This window comes from Bosea sp. AS-1 (genome assembly GCF_002220095.1).
Classification (GTDB): domain Bacteria; phylum Pseudomonadota; class Alphaproteobacteria; order Rhizobiales; family Beijerinckiaceae; genus Allobosea.
The window spans coordinates 2,150,205-2,167,042 of the sequence record NZ_CP022372.1; the positions used below are offsets into that span (position 1 = coordinate 2,150,205).

Consider the following 16,838-nt stretch of genomic DNA (forward strand, 5'->3'; position numbering starts at 1 on the left):
TCTGTCACGCGACAAGCTCGTCAATCTTTCAGGTCAATTCCGGCTTGATCACGGCGCCGGGGCGCGGCTTCCAGCCGAAGGGGCCGGCGCGCTCGAACAGCCAGTGATATTGCCGCGTCATCTGCTTGGCGCGGGTGTAGCGCCAGCCGGCGAAGCCGAAGGCAAGCAGCACGGCCACGTCGACCAGATAGTAGTGAACCGTCAGCAGCGTCGCCTCGAACAGCGCGAAATGGATGAAGCGCACGAAGAGGCCCAGGATCAGCATGTAGATGACAAGCTGCCAGTTCGGCCGCCAGGTCAGAGCGATCGCGCGGCCGGCCATCCAGGCGAGCCAGCCGCCCATCACCACCGTCACCAGCAGGAACAGCCAGATCGTCGATTCTTCGTAGAGGATGCCTTGCATCTGCTGCTCCAGGCTTCACCGGGCTCCCAGGTCCGCCGACATCGCCCCTAAGCGATGGCATGGCCGGCCCGGGGCCGTCTCTCATCAAAAAGTTGCAGCGGGGACGATCCGTCTCCGCCGCCCGGTCTCAGTGCCGGCCGCCTTCGAGATAGGCGGCGCGGACCTGCGGGTTGGCGAGCAGGTCCTTGCCCGTTCCGCTCATCGTGATGACGCCGTTGACCATGACGTAGCCGCGATGGGCGAGCTTGAGGGCATGGAAGGCGTTCTGCTCGACGAGGAAGACGGTCAGCCCTTGCGTCCGGTTGAGCTCGCGGATCGCCTCGAAGATCTGCTTCACGATCAAGGGCGCAAGGCCGAGCGAGGGCTCGTCCAGCAGGAGCAGCTTCGGGCGCGCCATCAGGGCACGGGCGATCGCGACCATCTGCTGTTCGCCGCCCGAGAGGGTGCCGCCGCGCTGTTGCAGGCGCTCCTTCACACGCGGGAAGAGCACGCAGATCTTTTCGAGGTCCTCCTCGAAATGCTCGAAATTGCGGACGGCGGCGCCCATCTGCAGGTTCTCGAACACGGTCATGCGCGGGAAGATGCGGCGGCCTTCCGGAGACTGCGCGATCCCCATCCGGGCGATCTCGTGGCTCGGCATCCGGGTGATGTCGCGGCCCTCATAGGTGATCGTGCCTTCGCGGGCCTGCGGATTGCCGAAGATCGTCATCATCAGCGTCGACTTGCCGGCACCGTTGGCGCCGATCATCGTGACGATCTCGCCGGCGTTGACGTCGATGTCGATGCCCTTCAACGCGATGATCTTGCCGTAATAGGTCTTCACGCCGCGGGCGGTGAGGAGAGGCTGGGTCATGGTCACGAGATGCCGACCTCCGCTCCGACTTCTTCGACCTCTTCGTCGTCGACACCGAGATAGGCAGCGATGACCTTCGGGTCGGCCTGCACTTCGGCCGGCGTGCCGTCAGCGATCTTGGTGCCGTAGTCGAGCACCACGACGTGGTCCGAAATCTCCATCACCACCGACATGTCGTGCTCGATCAGCAGCAGCGCCGTGCCGAGATCCTTGCGGATCGAGAGCAGCAGCGTGTTGAGATCGAGGCTCTCGCGCGGGTTCAGGCCCGCGGCCGGCTCGTCGAGGCAGAGCAGCACCGGATCGGTGCACATGGCGCGCGCGATCTCGAGCCGGCGCTGGTCGCCATAGGGCAGGTCGGCGGCGGGGTCGTCGGCGCGTTGGGTGAGGTTGATCTTGTCGAGCCAGAACTTGGCTTTCTCGATCGCCGCTTTCTCGCTGGCCTTGTAGCCGCCGACGCCGAGAATGCCGAGGATCGAGAAGCCGGACGCCAGCATCAGGGGGTTGTGCTGGGCGACGAGCAGGTTCTCCAGAACCGTCATGCCGCCAAAGAGGCGGATGTTCTGGAAAGTGCGGGCGACCTTGGCCTTCCAGGCGATGCGGAAGTCCGGCATCCGCTCAAGCAGATAGCTGGTGCCGTCGTCCTGTGTCAGGGTGACCATGCCCTGCGTCGGCTTGTAGAAGCCGGTGATGCAGTTGAACACCGTGGTCTTGCCGGCGCCGTTGGGGCCGATCAGCGCGGTAATCTCCCCCTTGCGCGCCTCGAAGGAGAGGGCGTTGACGGCGGTGAGGCCGCCGAAGCGCATGGTGACCTGCTCGACCTCGAGCAAAGGCCGACCGTGGGTGGCAGGAGCGGTCATCAGCCGTGTCCCTCCTGCACCAGATCGGCGGAGATCTGTTTCTTCTCCTTGAGGAAGGCGGTGGGCTCGCGGGTCGAGATCAGGCCGCGCGGCTTCCAGATCATGATGACGACCATGGCGAAGCCGAAGATCAGCATGCGGTATTTCGTCGGGTCGAAATCGGGGCCGAACAGCGCCTTCATCCATTCCAGCTCGCGCAGCAGCTCGGTGCCGCCGATCATCGCGATCGCCGCGATGGCGACACCCCAAAGCGAGCCCATGCCGCCGAGCACGACGATCGCGAGGATCACCGCGGATTCCATGAAGGTGAAGGATTCCGGCGAGATGAAGCCCTGGCGCGCCGCGAAGAAGGAGCCGGCGAAGCCGCCGAACATGGCGCCGATCGAGAAGGCGGTGAGCTTGGTGTTGGTGGTGTTGATGCCGAGCGAGCGGCAGGCGATCTCATCCTCGCGCAGGGCCTCCCAGGCGCGCCCGACCGGCAGGCGTCGCAAGCGCAGCGTCACGAAGGCCGTCAGCAGGGCTAGGCAGAGAATGAGGTAATAGAGGAAGATCGTTCGGTATAGCGGTGAGAATTCGAGCCCGAAGACGGCGGCAAAGCCGTCATCCGCTGCCGTGAAGGGTATGCCGAAGAAGCTGGGCCGGGGGATGCCCGAGATGCCCGCATAGCCATTCGAGAAATCGGTCCAGTTCACGAGGATCATGCGGATGATCTCGCCGAAGGCCAGCGTCACGATGGCGAGGTAGTCGCCGCGCAGGCGCAGCACGGGGAAGCCGAGCAGCATGCCCCAGAAGGCGGCGAGAATGCCGGCGAGCGGCAGCAGGATCCAGAACGAGAGGCCGAAATTCTTGGCGAGCAGCGCGTAGGAATAGGCGCCGACCGCGTAGAAGGCGACATAGCCGAGGTCGAGCAGGCCGGCGAGGCCGACGACGATGTTCAGCCCCCAGCCGAGCATGACGTAGATCAGGATCTGGACGCCGAAATTGTCGATCCATTTCAGCGAGCCGCCCCAGCCGGTAAGGCCGATGGCGATCGCTGGGAAGGCGACGAGGAAGCCGAGACCGAAGAGCGAGAACAGGCGCGAATGGCGCTGGAAGAAGGCGATCGTGCCATGCGGCAGGATGCGCACCGCAGCCTTGCCGGGCGTGCGGCCCTGCTGGCGCAGCGCCACCAGGAAGCGGCCGACGAAGACGATGCCGACCGCCCAGGCCACGGCACCCCAGCGCGGATCGAGGACGAGGACGTTGTCGAGGTTCTGGCGCGTGCCCCAGGCGATGATCGGGATGCACAGGCCAAGGGTGACGAGGGCGGCGAAGCCGGCCTCCTTGAGGGCGGCCTTGACGTCGCGGCCCTGGGCGGCTCCGGCTGCCGCCGGGCTGGTCGTGGTCTGGATCGTCGCCATGCGTCAGACCTTCTCGACTTCCGGCCGGCCGAGGATGCCGGAGGGCATGAAGACCAGGACGATGGCCAGGATCGCGAAGGCCGCCACGTCCTTGTAGTCGATGGTGAAATAGGCCGACCACATTACCTCGATCAGCCCGATCAGCAGGCCGCCAATGACCGCGCCGGGCAGGGAGCCGATGCCGCCGAGAACGGCCGCGGTGAAGGCCTTGACGCCCGGCGTGAAGCCGTCAGCGAAGTTCACCACGCCGTAGAGCACGAGGAACATCACGCCGGCCACAGCAGCGAGTGCCGCACCCATCACGAAGGTGATCGAGATGGTGCGGTCGACGTCGATGCCGAGCAGGGCGGCCATCTTGCGGTCCTGCTCACAGGCGCGCTGGGCGCGGCCGAGCGGCGTCTTCTGGACGATGTACCAGAAGGCCAGCAGCAGCACCGCGGTCGTCACGATGATGACGATCTGCTTGTAGGAGATCTGGACGGAGTAGACCGAGCTCTCGATCAGCGTGATCGACTTGTTGAGGATCGGCGGGATCGACTTGTTGCGCGGGCCCTGGGCCACCTGAACGAAGTTCGAGAGGAAGATCGACATGCCGATCGCCGAGATCAGCGGCGCGAGTCGGAAGGAGCCGCGCAGCGGCCGGTAGGCGACACGCTCGATCGTCCAGTTCCACAGCGAGGTGAAGAACATCGCCAGCGCCAGCACGATGATCAGGGCCAGCATCACCATGCCGGCACTGGTGCCGAGGATGGCTGTGATCAGCATGAAGAAGATCAGCGCGATGAAGGCGGAAAGCATGAAGATGTCGCCATGGGCGAAGTTCACCATGCCGATGATGCCGAAGACCATCGTGTAACCGATGGCAATGAGACCGTAGATCGATCCCAGTGTCAGCCCATTGATGAGCTGCTGCAGAAATACTTCCATTGAAGACGCCGACCCCTCGAACCAGCTCCCGTTCTTGTCGTCAGCATGTCGCTGGCGCATGCGGGATGCGATTGCCATGCAGAGCTACCAATGGCTTGCGGCACCGACAATCACCCCGGCCCAAATTTCTGTCAAAAGCAATCTCGCGCGAATTGCTTCTCGAATGTGCAGAATTCTGTGCGAAACCGCGCTCATTTCGCGCATGATGATTGTGCCGTGAGCGGGGCTATTCTGGCTCGGATCGGGTGAAGATCTGCGGATTTCGCCGGCCGGGGCTGCTTCGGGAGGGCTCGACAGGGATCGTCCATGCACCTTGCCGCGGAAACGAATCCCGCTGTCGCAAGCGTGATCGGAAACGGGTTTGTTTCGTCGAAGGTATGATGCGGAGAAAGTCTGACGTTCCGCATCGGCGTGCACTCGATCCGGCCGATTGCGGCGCGTGCGATGCGACCGGGCGGGCACCCGCAGGGACGAGGCGCAGGGGCCGTTCCGCCGTCGTCTGGCAATCGCGGCTGCGAGCCGCTACATGGGCGGAAGCTGCGTTTTCAACTGCGGCGCGAGCCACAGAGCCGATGACACGAATCGTTCAACCTTTCCCGCCGGTGGCGGAGCCACCCCCGGGGCAGGCCTATCGCGATGCGATGGCGAAAGTCGCCAGCGCCGTCCATGTGGTCACGACCCGGGGCGCGACGGGGCGCCTCGGCATGACGGCGACGGCGGTGGCTTCCGTCTCGGACACGCCGCCGACCGTGCTGGTCTGCATCGAGCGCTCCAGCCGGACGCTGGCCGCGATCGAGGCGAGCGGAATCTTCTGCATCAACACCCTGCCGGCGCATCTGGTCGAGACGGCCGAGATCTTCGCCAACCGTCGGAAACTGCAAGGCGAGGACCGATTCGACGCGGGGCGCTGGGGTGAGCTCGTCACCGGTGCGCCGGTGCTGCTCGACGCGCTGGCCGCTTTCGATTGCCGCCTCGTCGCCGCCCACGACATCGCCAGCCACCGGGTCCTGATCGGTGAGGTGGCTGGCCTCGGCGCCGCCGGGCAGGGCGGCAGCCTGATCTATCGCAACCGGCATTTCGAAGCGGTCTGAAGCTTTGGCTCAGCGCGCGCTGGCGGTTTCGGCGTCGATCTCGGCGAAGACCGCCGCGGCCTCCTTATAGGCATGGTTGGCCGCGGGAATGCCGGCATAGCCCGCGACCTGCAACAGGATCTCGCCGATTTCCTCGCGACTCAGGCCGTTGTTGAGCGCGCCGCGGGTATGGATGCGGAATTCTCCCCAGGCACCGAGCGCCGCCGAGACCGAGAGCACGACGACCGAGCGCGTGCGACGGTCGAGACCCGGCCGGTTCCAGATGTCGTTCCAGGCGGTCCGGGTGATGAAGGCCTGGAAATCGCGGTTGAAGTCGGTGACGCCGGTGAGCGCCTTGTCGACATAGGTATCGCCGAGCACGGCGCGGCGCGTCTTCAAGCCGTCGTCGTAGCGGCCGTCCTTATCCATGCTGGTTCTCCTGTTACCGGGCGTCCGGCATTTTCGGGCCCTGTTTCCAATCGAGCGCGTTGCTGCCTGCGAGTGTGATCCGGCCGCTTTCCGACACGGTGATGCGGTGGCCGGAGAGGCGCTTCTGCTCGCCAGCAGGCAGGCGGAAGGCCGGCGGTGTCGGCCAGCCCATCTCTCGCGCGACAATCAGGCCGAGCAGCAGGATGGCGTCGGGCGCATCCATCAGCAGGGCGGCGGGCGCCTTGCCGGCATGGACGAGTTCGAGCAGCACGGCCGAAGCGGAGGAGGAGCCGATGGTGCCCGGCAGCGCCAGCACAGTGCCTGCAATGTCCTGGCCCCGCTCCGGGTGGCGGGCGTCGATGATCGCGCCGCTACGCGGATCGACGCCGCCCCAGAAGCTGATCGGAGCGGAGAGGACGAGGCAGCGGCCATGGGCTGGCGCACCGGGCATGAGCGGTTCGGCGGTCAGCTCCATTGCCGCGGCTCCCTGACGAGCCGGCCGGCGGCCGCGCTCTCCACGCATTCGGCCAGCGAGCCGTAAGTCACGGCATAGCCGGTGTTGCCCGGGGCGTAATGGGCGAACTTGCCGGAGTTGGTCATCAGCACCGCGCCTTCGATAGCGGGCAGGATCGGCGCTACGACGACGCAGGTATCGACGACAAAGACGACGCCAGCGGTTTCCAGCGCTTTGCGGCGGCCCGCCCGATCGAGCGGCGCAAGCACATGGCGACCGGTATTGGCATAGAGCGGGACTGCCAGCTTGCGACCGGCGATCAGTCGCTCGAGCGCATCGACCTCGGGCAGCGAGAGATGCGGCGAGCCGATGGCAACTGCATCGATGCGGTCGCTCTCACCTGCGGTCGAGAGGCCGGCGAGCGCGTCGGCCACATCCTGCGGCGTTAGCACGATGCGTTCGCGCGGCGGCTCGTTCCCCAGCGCCGTCGCGAGGTCCGGCGCTTCCGGCGTCACCCCTGCGACATGGAAGAGTCCGACGCCGCCGGCTGAAGCCGCGGCCGCGCCGAGCGCCTTGAGGCGATCCTCGGTCGTACAGCCCTGCAGGCCCTGGATGACCGCAACGGCGCTTCCGGCGCGGCGGCCGAGGATCGTGCCGAGGACGGGATAGAAGACGTCGGAGCGGCGCAGTTCCTGCGACAGCGCCGTCACATCGATCAGGAGAGAGGCGCGCCGGTTCTCGCTCCGGTGGAGGCCGTAATCCGGCGCGCGGGCGCTGATGGCGCAGGCGATGTCGAGGAAATCGCCATAGCGGTTGGTCCGTGCCCCGAGCACCGAATTGCAGAAGACGACGGCATTGGATTCGCCCCAGGCGACATCGCTGCCGGTCACGGGGCGGTGTCCGGCCTGATAGGGCGCGCAGGTCCAGCTCGGTTCGCAGCCCATCGCCTCATAGGCGCGCATCATCCGCCGCGCCATCTCGCGCTCATGCGGCGGCAGGCGGACGGCGGCGCAGCCAGCCGGTGTCAGCGCGCCGACATTGAGGCTCGCGCGCACCGCCACCCTCCCGCCGCCCGCGACCAGCCTTTCGGCGAAGAGCGTGCCGGAATCGCCGTGGTAGAGCGCGCCGTCGATATGGGCGGACGCGATCGGGATGAGCCGTGGCGCGCCCATCAGCCGCGCGGTCTCGGCGACGATGCGCAGCGCCATCGCGGCGCCTTCGCCTTGCTGCCCCGCCGCGACGGCGCGTTCATCGGTTGTGAGTGCGACCATCGAACCTGACCAACGATCGCCCCTCGTGCCCCTTGTGCAGGCAAGGGATTTTCGACCATGGATAGGGAACTGGATACCTCGCGATACGGGGCCGCTGCAACCGCCGCGCCCGGTCGAGACAGCACGGAGACGCGCCATGGCGATGACGATGAACGGCGAGGCCACCCTGCCGGCGAGCAAGGATGTCGTCTGGGCGAAGCTCAACGATGCCGAGGTGCTGAAGGCCTGCATCCCCGGCTGCGAGCAGCTCAACAAGGATGACGACACGCATTTCTCGGCCGTGGTGAAGGTCAAGCTCGGTCCGGTGAAGGCGACGTTCAAGGGCAAGGTCGAGCTGAGCGAACTCGATCCGCCGAACGGCTATCGCATCGCCGGCGAAGGCGAGGGCGGCATTGCCGGCTTCGCCAAGGGCGGGGCACGAGTTCATCTCAGCGACGCCGAGGGCGGCCAGACCCTGCTGCGCTACGAGGTCGAGGCACAGGTCGGCGGCAAGCTGATGCAGCTCGGCTCGCGGCTGATCGACTCGGTGTCGAAGAAGCTGGCCGATGAGTTCTTCGCCAATTTTGCCAAGGCGGTGAGCGAGGGCTGAGACAGCGCCAGGCCGTCTCAGGAGGCCTTGCGCAGCGCCGCCAGCGCCTTGGTGACGGCCGCTTCGGCTGCACCGACCTGCAGCGCGATGTCGGCTGCTGCGGCGTTGGCGCGTTCCAGGGTCCGGTGCGTCATGTCGAGGCTGTCGTTGACGGCGTTGGCGCTGTCGATCGCCTCGTCCGAGCTCTGGGCGACCATCGCGGCATCATGGGCGATGCTGGCGGTGACTGTGCTCTGCATGGAAACGGCTTCGGAGATCGCCTCGGAATCGAGGCGGATGGCGTCGACGGTGGCGGCGATGGCCGTTGCGTGCGTGGTGCAGGCTTCGGCGCTCGCCGCCAGCTCCGCGATCTGGCCAGCGATGTCCTGCGTCGCGCTGGCGGTCTGGGTTGCGAGTGACTTGACCTCTGAGGCGACGACGGAGAAGCCGCGGCCGGCCTCGCCGGCGCGGGCGGCCTCGATGGTGGCGTTGAGCGCCAGGAGATTGGTCTGTGCGGCGATGTCGGCGATCATGCCGACGACCTTGCCGATGCTGCCGGTGGCCTCGCGCAGCCGCAGGATCGCATCGTTCATCTGGGCGGTGTCGAGCACGGCCTGCTGGGTGACCGTCAGGCTCTGCATCGCCCGCTGGCCGATATCGGCGAGATTGGCCGACATCTCCTCGGTCGCTGCGGCGGTCTGGGTCGATTTCTCGCGGACGACGACGGAAGCCCTGGCTACCTTGCCGACAGTGTCCTTGATGAAGGCCGTGGCCCGCCCGGTCTCGGCGGCGGTCGAGACGAATTGCTCGACGGCGGTGCTGATAGTGTCGTCGAGGCTGCCGATGCGGGTCTTGAGAGTCGCTGCGGCTTCGTCGAGCGCGAGGCCGCGCCGGTGTGCATCGTTCGTCTCGGCGTCCTGGCTCAGCGTCATCGCGGTATTGACGTCATAGGTCAGCACCCGCTCGATGATGAAGAGGTCCTCGGCGAATTTCTTCGGTGCCAACAGCGCCTTGCGGCGGCTTTCCAGGCAGATTTCACGGATCAGCGAGAAGGCGATCGAGGCGCGGGAGCGGGCGCGCACCTCGGTCTGGCGCTCGAGCAGGCAGAGCTGCTCCATCGAGGCGATATAGGCCTCGTCGAATGCTCCAGTGAAAAGCAGGCGAAAATGGTTCGCCGCAGCGGCATGGATTGCCTCGGAATAGGGCGCGACGCTGTCGCGCAGCGGGGCGTGGATCGCAAAGGCCCGCTCGAAATCGTTGGCGACGAGGTGGTCGATCACGCGGTCGACGATCGGCCGGTAGCGCTGCAGGCGCAGGCGCTGCGGCTCGCTGAAGCCGATCACGCTCAGCCGTCGCTGAATCTGCTCCATCATCAATGGCACGGCGATACTCGCTCAGGGGGCCGGTCGCCCAGGCCACGACGTGGCGATCATGCGCGCCGCGCATTAAAATTTTGCCAATGACGCATGCCGCGGCGGTTCGCCCCGCCGGAGCGGCCAATCTTGCGGAACGAGCCAAAAACGTCCCGAAAGATCGCCTTTCGACTGAGGGTGTTCCGCTTGACCCGGCAAAAACGCGGGTCCACATTCCGTTTTGATCCATTCCAAGGAAAAGCTGCCCGTGGGGGCGAGCGTCGCGAGGGGGATCGGCGCCGTTGCCCGTGATCGGTCACGGACGGTGCTTCAGAGACGGGTCACAGGAGATGTGCTCATGACCACTGTTTCGCTGACGGTGAACGGCAACCCCGTCACCGCCAATGTCGACCCGCGCACCCTTCTGGTGCAATTCCTGCGCGAAAATCTCCGGCTCACCGGCACTCATGTCGGCTGCGACACCAGCCAGTGCGGCGCTTGCGTCGTGCATCTCGACGGCAAGGCCGTGAAGTCGTGCACCACGCTCGCCGTCGCCGTTGATGGTTCCAGCGTGACCACGATCGAGGGGCTGGCTGCCGGCGATGCGCTGCATCCGATGCAGGAGGCCTTCCGCGAGCATCACGGCCTGCAATGCGGCTTCTGCACGCCAGGCATGATCATGTCCGCCGTCGACATGGTGAACCGCCGCGGCAATGTCCTCGACGAGAAGACGATCCGCGAGGACCTCGACGGCAATATCTGCCGCTGCACCGGCTATCACAACATCGTCAAGGCGATCGCTGCCGGAGCCGAGGCGATGGGCAAGGCCGGCGCGCCGGCCCGCCAGGCTGCCGAGTAAGGCACCCGCGCCCGAGGGCGCAGGTTCACCATCCGTGATGCGTTCCAGGCAGTGAGGCGTCCGGTAGAGGCGCCGTGCGAGGAGGGAACACCATGTCCGCTACCGGAATCGGCGCCGCAGTCCGCCGCAAGGAAGACCACCGCTTCATCACCGGCCAGGGCCGCTATACCGACGACGTCAACCGGCCGGGCCAGGCTCATGCCTATTTCCTGCGCTCGCCGCATGCGCATGCCAAGATCAAGTCGATCGACACCAAGGCTGCTGCCGGCATGCCGGGCGTCATCGGCATCTTCACCGGGGCCGACCTTGCCGCCGACAAGATCGGAGGGCTGATCTGCGGCTGGATGATCCACAACAAGGACGGCTCGCCGATGCGCGCCGGCCCGCATCCGGCACTGGCTCAGGGCAAGGTGCGCTATGTCGGCGACCATGTCGCCGTGGTCGTGGCCGAGACGCTGGCGCAGGCGAAGGACGCTGCCGAGGCGATCGCCGTCGACTACGAGGTCCTGCCCGTCGTGGCAGACACGGCCAAGGCGGCCGGCGCCAAGACCGTGGTCCATGACGAGGCGCCGGACAACACGGTGTTCAACTGGCATCTCGGCGACAAGGACGCGACCGAGAAGGCCTTCAAGGCCGCCAAGCACGTCACCAAGCTGGACCTCGTCAACAACCGCCTCGTTCCAAACGCGATGGAACCGCGCGCGGCCGTCGGCGACTACGAGGCCGGCGACGGCATCTTCACGCTCTACACGACGAGCCAGAACCCGCATGTGGCGCGGCTCGTGCTTTCGGCCTTCATCGGCATCGCACCGGAGAACAAGCTTCGGGTCATCGCGCCGGATGTCGGCGGCGGCTTCGGCTCCAAGATCTTCATCTATGCCGAGGAGACGGTCTGCGTCTGGGCGGCGAAGAAGGTCGGGCGGCCGGTGAAATGGACGGCGGACCGGACGGAGGCCTTCCTTTCCGACGCGCATGGCCGCGACCATGTCACCCATGCGGAACTGGCGACCGATGCCGAAGGCAAGATCCTCGGCATGCGGGTGCACACCACCGCCAATCTCGGCGCCTATCTCTCGACCTTCTCGTCCTCGGTGCCGACCTATCTCTATGCGCCGCTGCTGTCGGGCCAGTACGACATCCCGGCGATCTACTGCGAGGTCGATGCGGTCTATACCAACACCGCCCCCGTCGATGCCTATCGCGGCGCCGGGCGGCCCGAGGCCACCTTCGTGGTCGAGCGGTTGATCGAGGTCACGGCCCGCCAGCTCGGCAAGGACCCGGCCAAGTTCCGGATGCTGAACTACATCAAGAAGTTCCCGCATCAGACGCCGGTCATCATGATGTACGACACCGGCAATTACGGCGCCTCGATGAAGAAGGCGCTGGAGATGATCGACTACAAGGGGCTGGGCAAGCGCAAGCGCGACTCGGCGCGGGTCAGCAAGCTGCGCGGCATCGGCTTCTCCTCCTATATCGAGGCCTGCGGCATCGCGCCTTCGGCGGCGGTGGGCTCGCTCGGCGCCGGCGTCGGCCTGTGGGAATCGGCTGAGGTCCGGGTCAATCCGATCGGCACCGTCGAGGTGCTCACGGGCTCGCACAGCCACGGCCAGGGCCATGAGACGACCTTCGCTCAGCTCGTCAGCGATCGGCTCGGCATTCCGATCGACAATGTCTCGATCGTCCATGGCGACACCGACAAGGTGCAGATGGGCATGGGCACCTATGGCTCGCGGTCCGGCGCGGTCGGCATGTCGGCGATCTTCAAGGCGCTCGACAAGGTGATCGCCAAGGGCAAGAAGGTCGCCGCCCATGTGCTGGAGGCCGACGAGGCCGATATCGACTTCGCGGATGGGCATTTCGCGGTGAAGGGCACCGACCGCAAGCTCGATTTCGGCTCCTGCGCCCTGCAGGCCTATGTCGCGCACAAGTTCAACGGGCAGGAGCTGGAGCCGGGGCTGAAGGAGGGGGCGTTCTACGACCCGACCAACTTCACCTTCCCGGCCGGCGTCCATATCTGCGAGGTCGAGATCGATCCTGCGACGGGCGTGACGACGATCGAGCGCTGGGCGGCGGTTGACGATTTCGGCAACGTCATCAATCCGATGATCGTCGAGGGGCAGGTCCATGGCGGCATCGCCCAGGGCGTCGGCCAGGCGCTCTTGGAAGGCGCGCGCTACAATGCCGACGGCCAGCTCGTGACGGCGAGCTTCATGGATTACTGCATGCCGCGCGCTGACGATCTGCCGTCCTTCGAGGTGGGCATGACCGTGACGCCCTGCCCGTCGAACCCGCTCGGCATCAAGGGGTGCGGGGAGGCCGGCGCCATTGCCTCGCCGCCCGCCGTCATCAACGCCATCACCGATGCGCTCGGCCATGAGGACATCGCGATGCCGGCCACGCCGCAGGCGGTGTGGCGCGCGGCGCAGAAGTCGATCAGCCGCCAGGCGGCCGAGTGAGCTGAAAGGACAGGACGATGTACGCTTTCACCTATCACAAGCCCACCAGCGCCCGGCAGGCGGCGACGCTGCTCGCCAAGAAGGAGGACGCCAAGCTGATCGCGGGCGGCCACACCCTGCTGCCGACGATGAAGCAGCGGCTGGCCTCGCCCTCGGCGCTGGTCGATCTGGGGGCCTGCGCCGATCTCAAGGGCATCGCGGTCAAGGGCCGCAACATCGTCATCGGTGCGATGACGACCCATGCCGAGGTCGCGGCCTCGCCCGAGGTGCAGAACGCGATTCCGGCTCTGGCCTATCTCGCCGGTCATATCGGTGATCCGCATGTACGCCATCGCGGCACGATCGGCGGTTCGGTCGCCAATAACGACCCGGCGGCCGACTATCCCGCTGCGCTGCTGGCGCTGGGCGCCACCGTCGTCACCAACAAGCGCAAGCTGACGGCGGAGGAGTTCTTCACCGGCCTCTACGAGACAGCGCTGGAAGACGGTGAGATCATCACCAAGGTCTCGTTCCCCGTCGCCTCCAAGGCGGGCTACGCCAAGTTCCGCAATCCGGCTTCGCGCTATGCCATGGTCGGCGTTTTCGTCGCCAAGCGCGGCAGCGAGACCCGCGTCGCGGTGACGGGGGCGGGTGAGGGCGGTGTCTTCCGCTGGCCGGAGGCCGAGGCCGCGCTGAAGGCGCGCTTCGCGCCGAAATCGCTCGACGGAGTGAAGCACACGGCCGACGGTATCAACGGTGACATCCATGCCGATCCGGAATACCGCGCCCATCTGATCGGCGTCATGGCGAAGCAGGCCGTGGCCCAGGCGACGGGGAAGGCCTGAGCCAGCCGGCATATGCCATCATCCCGGATCGGTGCCGCCGATGCGGGCTGTCCGGGATGACGGCGAGGCCGAGCCTCAATAGAAGAAGCGTTCCTCGACGATCTTGCCGTCCTTGACGGTGTAGAGGCCGACCTCGTCCATGACACGTCGCTCGCCGGTTTCCTTGACGGTGACGTCGACATGGAAGCTGACGGCGAACTGGTCGCCGTTGAGATAGGGGCCTTCGCTGCTGAAGTCGTGCATCTCGTGGTTGGCGGCCCACCATTCGCCCTTCTGCCTGACAGCTTCCTTGCCGTGGCAGGCTTGCATCGGCCCGGGCATGTTCTCGTAGCTGGCGATGTCGTCAGCGTTGAAGCGGCTGGCGGCCTCGTCATGCTTGCCTTCCTTGAGGAGGGCGACGAAATCCTTGGCGATCTGTTCGGTGCTCATGGTCCGTGCTCCGTTGTTCTCGCTGCAGGAGGCTACGATTCCTGGCGCCCTGCCGTGTCAGCAGCGTGACCCTCGGGCTTGTGCCGCCTTTCGCCCACGCCTTCCTTCGCCCTTCCTGCCGCGATAGAGAACGAGCATGCTGAATTCCTCCCGCCTTCCGGCTTCCATCGATGCCACGCTGTCGCTGCTGCAGGCGCAGGGCTATGTCGCTGATCGCTCGCTGGCGACGGTGCTGTTCCTCGCGCTCAGGATGAAGCGGCCGCTGTTGCTGGAGGGCGAGGCCGGAACCGGCAAGACCGAGATCGCCAAGGTGCTTTCGGCCGGGCTCGGGCGCCGGCTGATCCGGCTGCAGTGCTATGAGGGGCTCGACCTCGCCTCTGCCGTCTACGAATGGAACTATGCCGGGCAGATGATGGCGATCCGGCTGGCGGAGGCCAGCGGTATCGCGGAGGATCGCGACCGGCTGGAAGGCGACATCTTCTCGGAGAAATATCTGGTCAAGCGGCCGCTGCTGCAGGCGCTGGAGCCGCAGGAGGGCGGGGCGCCGATCCTGCTGATCGACGAGCTCGACCGCACCGATGAAGCCTTCGAGGCCTTCCTGCTCGAAGTGCTGGCCGATGCGCAGGTGACGATCCCGGAGTTCGGCACGGTCAAGGCGGCCGAGCCGCCGATCGTGATCCTGACCTCCAACCGTACCCGCGAAATCCACGACGCCCTGAAGCGGCGCTGTCTCTATCACTGGGTCGGCTACCCCGACGCGAGCCGCGAACTCGCCATCCTGAAGGCGAAGGTGCCGGATGCGCCGGCCAAGCTGTCGAAGCAAGTCGTCTCCTTCGTGCAGGCGATCCGCAAGGAGGAGCTGTTCAAGGCGCCGGGCGTGGCCGAGACGCTGGACTGGGCGACGGCGCTGGTCGAGCTCGATGCCGTCGCGCTCGACCCGACGGTGGTTTCGGATACGCTGGGCGCGCTGTTGAAGTATCAGGACGACATCCAGACGATGCAGGGCTCGAAGGTGAAGGAACTGCTCGATCAGGCGAAGGCCGAGGCAGGGCGCTAAGTCTTTCACCGGTGGCGGGTCGGCCTGAAATGCGGGAGGGATGTCATGAACGCGGACATCAAGGCCGTCGAAGCGACGGTGCGGACCTATCTCGACGGTCTTTATGAGGGCGATGCCGAGAAGCTCGCCCATGTCTTCCACCCGACCAGCGCGCTGACCACGGCGCGCGAGGACGGCACGATCCAGATCCTGCCGCGCGAGCAATGGCTGGAGGCAGTCCGCAACCGACCCGCGCCGCAGAAGGCCGGTTTGCAGCGCGACGATCACATCCTGACCATCGACCTGGTCGGGCCGACGCTCGCCATGGTGAAGGTCAAGTGCCAGATGCCGCCGCGCTATTTCACCGACCTGCTTTCACTGCTGAAGATCGAGAGCCGCTGGCAGATCGTCCAGAAGGTCTTCATGACGGAGACGGCCGGGGCGTGACCGGCAAACTTCCCGAGAACGTCGCCTATTTCGCCCGTGCCCTGCGAGCGGCGGGGCTGCCTGTCGGGCCGGGCGCGCTGGTCGAGGCGGTCGAGGCTCTGGGCAGCGGCGCGCTCGGCGGCCGCGACGACGTCTATTGGGCGCTGCATGCGATCTTCGTGAAGAAGCATGAGGACAGCCCGCTCTACGATCAGGCCTTTCGCCTGTTCTGGCGACGGAGGAACCTGATCGAGAAGATCATGGCCCAGATGTCGCCGGTCTCGCCCGGCGCCGACCGCCAGCCGGAAAAGGCGGAGGCCGGCGCGTTGCGTGTGGCGGAGGCCTTCGCGCCGCCACCGCGCGAGGACGAGCCACCGGCGGAGCTGACGGAGCTGACCGCGCGGCTCACGGTCTCGGATCGAGAGATGCTGAAGTCGCGCGATTTCGCCCAGATGAGCGCGGCCGAGATCGCCCGCGCCAAGCAGCTCATCGCGGAACTCAGGCTGCCGGACGACAGCGTGCCGATGCGGCGGTTCAGGCCCTTGGCGCATGGGCGGACCATCGACTTGCGCCGGACTTTGCGGCAATCGCTCAGGGGCGGCGGGGGCTCGATCGACCTCGCCTTTCGGGAGCGGCGCGAGATGCACCCGCCGGTGGTCGCGCTCGTCGACATCTCCGGCTCGATGGCCGAGTACTCGCGCATCTTCCTGCATTTCCTGCACACGCTGACCGAGAAGCGCCGGCGGGTGCATTCCTTCGTCTTCGGCACGCGGCTGACAAACGTCACCCGGATGCTGAAGGCACGCGATCCGGACGAGGCCCTGGCGCTCGCCGGCAAGGCTGCGCCCGATTGGGAAGGCGGCACGCGGATCTCGGCGGCGCTGCACGAGTTCAACCGGGTTTGGTCGCGGCGCGTGCTGGCGGGCGGGGCGATCGTGCTGCTCTTCACCGACGGGCTTGAGCGGCATCTCGACGACAGCCTCGCCTTCGAGATGGACCGGCTGCATCGTTCCTGCCGGCAGCTGGTCTGGCTCAACCCGCTCTTGCGCTACGATGCCTTCGCGGCGCGGGCGAGCGGTATCAAGGCGATGCTGCCGCATGTCGATTCCTTCCGGCCGATCCACAACCTCGCGGCGATGACCGATCTCTGCACCGCGCTGTCGCGGGACGCAGGGCGGGAGAGCGATCCGCGCCAGTGGTTGAAGAAGGCCGGTTGAGGCATGA

18 protein-coding genes are annotated in these 16,838 nt (G+C 66.3%); 8 read left to right on the top strand and 10 right to left on the bottom strand.

What is annotated here, in order from left to right:
• Nucleotides 1–28: 28 nt before the first annotated feature.
• The 5 genes from CE453_RS11925 to CE453_RS11945 form a co-directional block, all read right to left on the bottom strand.
• Nucleotides 29–403: a DUF6867 family protein gene (locus tag CE453_RS11925; protein ID WP_089174780.1), complete on the bottom strand. Its 375-nt coding sequence runs from the start codon at nucleotides 401–403 to the stop codon at nucleotides 29–31.
• A 127-nt stretch (nucleotides 404–530) separates the two neighbouring features.
• Nucleotides 531–1,256, bottom strand: coding sequence for an ABC transporter ATP-binding protein (locus tag CE453_RS11930; protein ID WP_089174781.1), 726 nt, complete (start codon nucleotides 1,254–1,256; stop codon nucleotides 531–533).
• Between the two features lie 2 nt (nucleotides 1,257–1,258).
• Complete coding sequence (locus tag CE453_RS11935; RefSeq protein ID WP_089174782.1) at nucleotides 1,259–2,113, bottom strand: ABC transporter ATP-binding protein; 855 nt, start codon at nucleotides 2,111–2,113, stop codon at nucleotides 1,259–1,261.
• Nucleotides 2,113–3,513 (bottom strand): high-affinity branched-chain amino acid ABC transporter permease LivM, encoded by a 1,401-nt coding sequence (livM, locus tag CE453_RS11940; RefSeq protein WP_089174783.1) that lies wholly within the window; start codon nucleotides 3,511–3,513, stop codon nucleotides 2,113–2,115. The genes CE453_RS11935 and livM overlap by 1 nt, the downstream gene beginning before the upstream one ends.
• A 3-nt stretch (nucleotides 3,514–3,516) precedes the next feature.
• Nucleotides 3,517–4,440 carry an ABC transporter permease subunit gene (locus CE453_RS11945; protein ID WP_089174784.1) on the bottom strand — a complete coding sequence of 308 codons (924 nt, stop codon included), beginning with the start codon at nucleotides 4,438–4,440 and terminating at the stop codon, nucleotides 3,517–3,519.
• Between the two features lie 572 nt (nucleotides 4,441–5,012).
• On the opposite strand from CE453_RS11945, the gene CE453_RS11950 reads away from it, so the two are divergent.
• Nucleotides 5,013–5,531, top strand: a complete 519-nt coding sequence (locus CE453_RS11950; RefSeq protein ID WP_157733006.1) for a flavin reductase family protein — start codon at nucleotides 5,013–5,015, stop codon at nucleotides 5,529–5,531.
• 9 nt (nucleotides 5,532–5,540) lie between these two features.
• Here the strand turns inward: CE453_RS11950 and CE453_RS11955 are convergent, their stop codons facing one another.
• From CE453_RS11955 to CE453_RS11965, 3 genes are read right to left on the bottom strand one after another with little or no spacing between them, the layout of a single operon-like run.
• Nucleotides 5,541–5,939 (bottom strand): carboxymuconolactone decarboxylase family protein, encoded by a 399-nt coding sequence (locus CE453_RS11955; protein WP_089174786.1) that lies wholly within the window; start codon nucleotides 5,937–5,939, stop codon nucleotides 5,541–5,543.
• Nucleotides 5,940–5,952: 13 nt separating this feature from the next.
• Nucleotides 5,953–6,414, bottom strand: a complete 462-nt coding sequence (locus CE453_RS11960) for an aconitase X swivel domain-containing protein (RefSeq protein WP_089174787.1) — start codon at nucleotides 6,412–6,414, stop codon at nucleotides 5,953–5,955.
• Nucleotides 6,405–7,664 carry an aconitase X gene (locus CE453_RS11965; RefSeq protein ID WP_089174788.1) on the bottom strand — a complete coding sequence of 420 codons (1,260 nt, stop codon included), beginning with the start codon at nucleotides 7,662–7,664 and terminating at the stop codon, nucleotides 6,405–6,407. Before CE453_RS11965 ends, CE453_RS11960 begins: the two co-directional genes overlap by 10 nt.
• 136 nt (nucleotides 7,665–7,800) lie before the next feature.
• On the opposite strand from CE453_RS11965, the gene CE453_RS11970 reads away from it, so the two are divergent.
• Nucleotides 7,801–8,253: a CoxG family protein gene (locus tag CE453_RS11970; protein ID WP_089174789.1), complete on the top strand. Its 453-nt coding sequence runs from the start codon at nucleotides 7,801–7,803 to the stop codon at nucleotides 8,251–8,253.
• Between the two features lie 17 nt (nucleotides 8,254–8,270).
• On the opposite strand, the gene CE453_RS11975 is transcribed toward CE453_RS11970, so the two are convergent.
• Entirely contained in the window at nucleotides 8,271–9,605 is a 1,335-nt protein-coding gene (locus CE453_RS11975) for a methyl-accepting chemotaxis protein (protein ID WP_089174790.1), read from the bottom strand.
• A gap of 337 nt (nucleotides 9,606–9,942) precedes the next feature.
• On the opposite strand from CE453_RS11975, the gene CE453_RS11980 reads away from it, so the two are divergent.
• From CE453_RS11980 to CE453_RS11990, 3 genes are all read left to right on the top strand, one after another.
• Entirely contained in the window at nucleotides 9,943–10,443 is a 501-nt protein-coding gene (locus CE453_RS11980; RefSeq protein ID WP_089174791.1) for a (2Fe-2S)-binding protein, read from the top strand.
• A gap of 92 nt (nucleotides 10,444–10,535) precedes the next feature.
• Nucleotides 10,536–12,899, top strand: a complete 2,364-nt coding sequence (locus CE453_RS11985) for a xanthine dehydrogenase family protein molybdopterin-binding subunit (RefSeq protein WP_089174792.1) — start codon at nucleotides 10,536–10,538, stop codon at nucleotides 12,897–12,899.
• A 17-nt stretch (nucleotides 12,900–12,916) separates the two neighbouring features.
• Complete coding sequence (locus CE453_RS11990; RefSeq protein ID WP_089174793.1) at nucleotides 12,917–13,723, top strand: FAD binding domain-containing protein; 807 nt, start codon at nucleotides 12,917–12,919, stop codon at nucleotides 13,721–13,723.
• Nucleotides 13,724–13,798: 75 nt separating this feature from the next.
• Here CE453_RS11990 and CE453_RS11995 read toward each other — a convergent pair whose 3' ends face one another.
• A complete protein-coding gene (locus tag CE453_RS11995) occupies nucleotides 13,799–14,152 on the bottom strand; it encodes a nuclear transport factor 2 family protein (RefSeq protein WP_089174794.1) in 354 nt (117 codons plus the stop codon).
• Between the two features lie 136 nt (nucleotides 14,153–14,288).
• Here CE453_RS11995 and CE453_RS12000 point away from each other — a divergent pair, with 136 nt between their 5' ends.
• The 3 genes from CE453_RS12000 to CE453_RS12010 are packed head-to-tail and all read left to right on the top strand — an operon-like array spanning nucleotide 14,289 to nucleotide 16,831.
• A complete protein-coding gene (locus tag CE453_RS12000) occupies nucleotides 14,289–15,209 on the top strand; it encodes an AAA family ATPase (protein ID WP_089174795.1) in 921 nt (306 codons plus the stop codon).
• 45 nt (nucleotides 15,210–15,254) lie between these two features.
• The gene (locus CE453_RS12005; protein ID WP_089174796.1) at nucleotides 15,255–15,635 is read left to right on the top strand and encodes a nuclear transport factor 2 family protein; all 381 of its coding nucleotides are present in this window, start codon (nucleotides 15,255–15,257) and stop codon (nucleotides 15,633–15,635) included.
• On the top strand, nucleotides 15,632–16,831 hold the full coding sequence (locus tag CE453_RS12010) for a vWA domain-containing protein (protein WP_089174797.1): 1,200 nt from the start codon (nucleotides 15,632–15,634) through the stop codon (nucleotides 16,829–16,831). Before CE453_RS12005 ends, CE453_RS12010 begins: the two co-directional genes overlap by 4 nt.
• Nucleotides 16,832–16,838 lie beyond the last annotated feature (7 nt).

Excerpts from the sequence above, each read along its gene's own strand:
- CE453_RS11925 (WP_089174780.1), bottom strand. The coding sequence starts at position 403 with ATGCAAGGCATCCTCTACGAAGAATCGACGATCTGGCTGTTCCTGCTG.
- CE453_RS11930 (WP_089174781.1), bottom strand. The coding sequence starts at position 1,256 with ATGACCCAGCCTCTCCTCACCGCCCGCGGCGTGAAGACCTATTACGGC.
- CE453_RS11935 (WP_089174782.1), bottom strand. The coding sequence starts at position 2,113 with ATGACCGCTCCTGCCACCCACGGTCGGCCTTTGCTCGAGGTCGAGCAG.
- livM (WP_089174783.1), bottom strand. The coding sequence starts at position 3,513 with ATGGCGACGATCCAGACCACGACCAGCCCGGCGGCAGCCGGAGCCGCC.
- CE453_RS11945 (WP_089174784.1), bottom strand. The coding sequence starts at position 4,440 with ATGGAAGTATTTCTGCAGCAGCTCATCAATGGGCTGACACTGGGATCG.
- CE453_RS11950 (WP_157733006.1), top strand. The coding sequence starts at position 5,013 with ATGACACGAATCGTTCAACCTTTCCCGCCGGTGGCGGAGCCACCCCCG.
- CE453_RS11955 (WP_089174786.1), bottom strand. The coding sequence starts at position 5,939 with ATGGATAAGGACGGCCGCTACGACGACGGCTTGAAGACGCGCCGCGCC.
- CE453_RS11960 (WP_089174787.1), bottom strand. The coding sequence starts at position 6,414 with ATGGAGCTGACCGCCGAACCGCTCATGCCCGGTGCGCCAGCCCATGGC.
- CE453_RS11965 (WP_089174788.1), bottom strand. The coding sequence starts at position 7,664 with ATGGTCGCACTCACAACCGATGAACGCGCCGTCGCGGCGGGGCAGCAA.
- CE453_RS11970 (WP_089174789.1), top strand. The coding sequence starts at position 7,801 with ATGGCGATGACGATGAACGGCGAGGCCACCCTGCCGGCGAGCAAGGAT.
- CE453_RS11975 (WP_089174790.1), bottom strand. The coding sequence starts at position 9,605 with ATGATGGAGCAGATTCAGCGACGGCTGAGCGTGATCGGCTTCAGCGAG.
- CE453_RS11980 (WP_089174791.1), top strand. The coding sequence starts at position 9,943 with ATGACCACTGTTTCGCTGACGGTGAACGGCAACCCCGTCACCGCCAAT.
- CE453_RS11985 (WP_089174792.1), top strand. The coding sequence starts at position 10,536 with ATGTCCGCTACCGGAATCGGCGCCGCAGTCCGCCGCAAGGAAGACCAC.
- CE453_RS11990 (WP_089174793.1), top strand. The coding sequence starts at position 12,917 with ATGTACGCTTTCACCTATCACAAGCCCACCAGCGCCCGGCAGGCGGCG.
- CE453_RS11995 (WP_089174794.1), bottom strand. The coding sequence starts at position 14,152 with ATGAGCACCGAACAGATCGCCAAGGATTTCGTCGCCCTCCTCAAGGAA.
- CE453_RS12000 (WP_089174795.1), top strand. The coding sequence starts at position 14,289 with ATGCTGAATTCCTCCCGCCTTCCGGCTTCCATCGATGCCACGCTGTCG.
- CE453_RS12005 (WP_089174796.1), top strand. The coding sequence starts at position 15,255 with ATGAACGCGGACATCAAGGCCGTCGAAGCGACGGTGCGGACCTATCTC.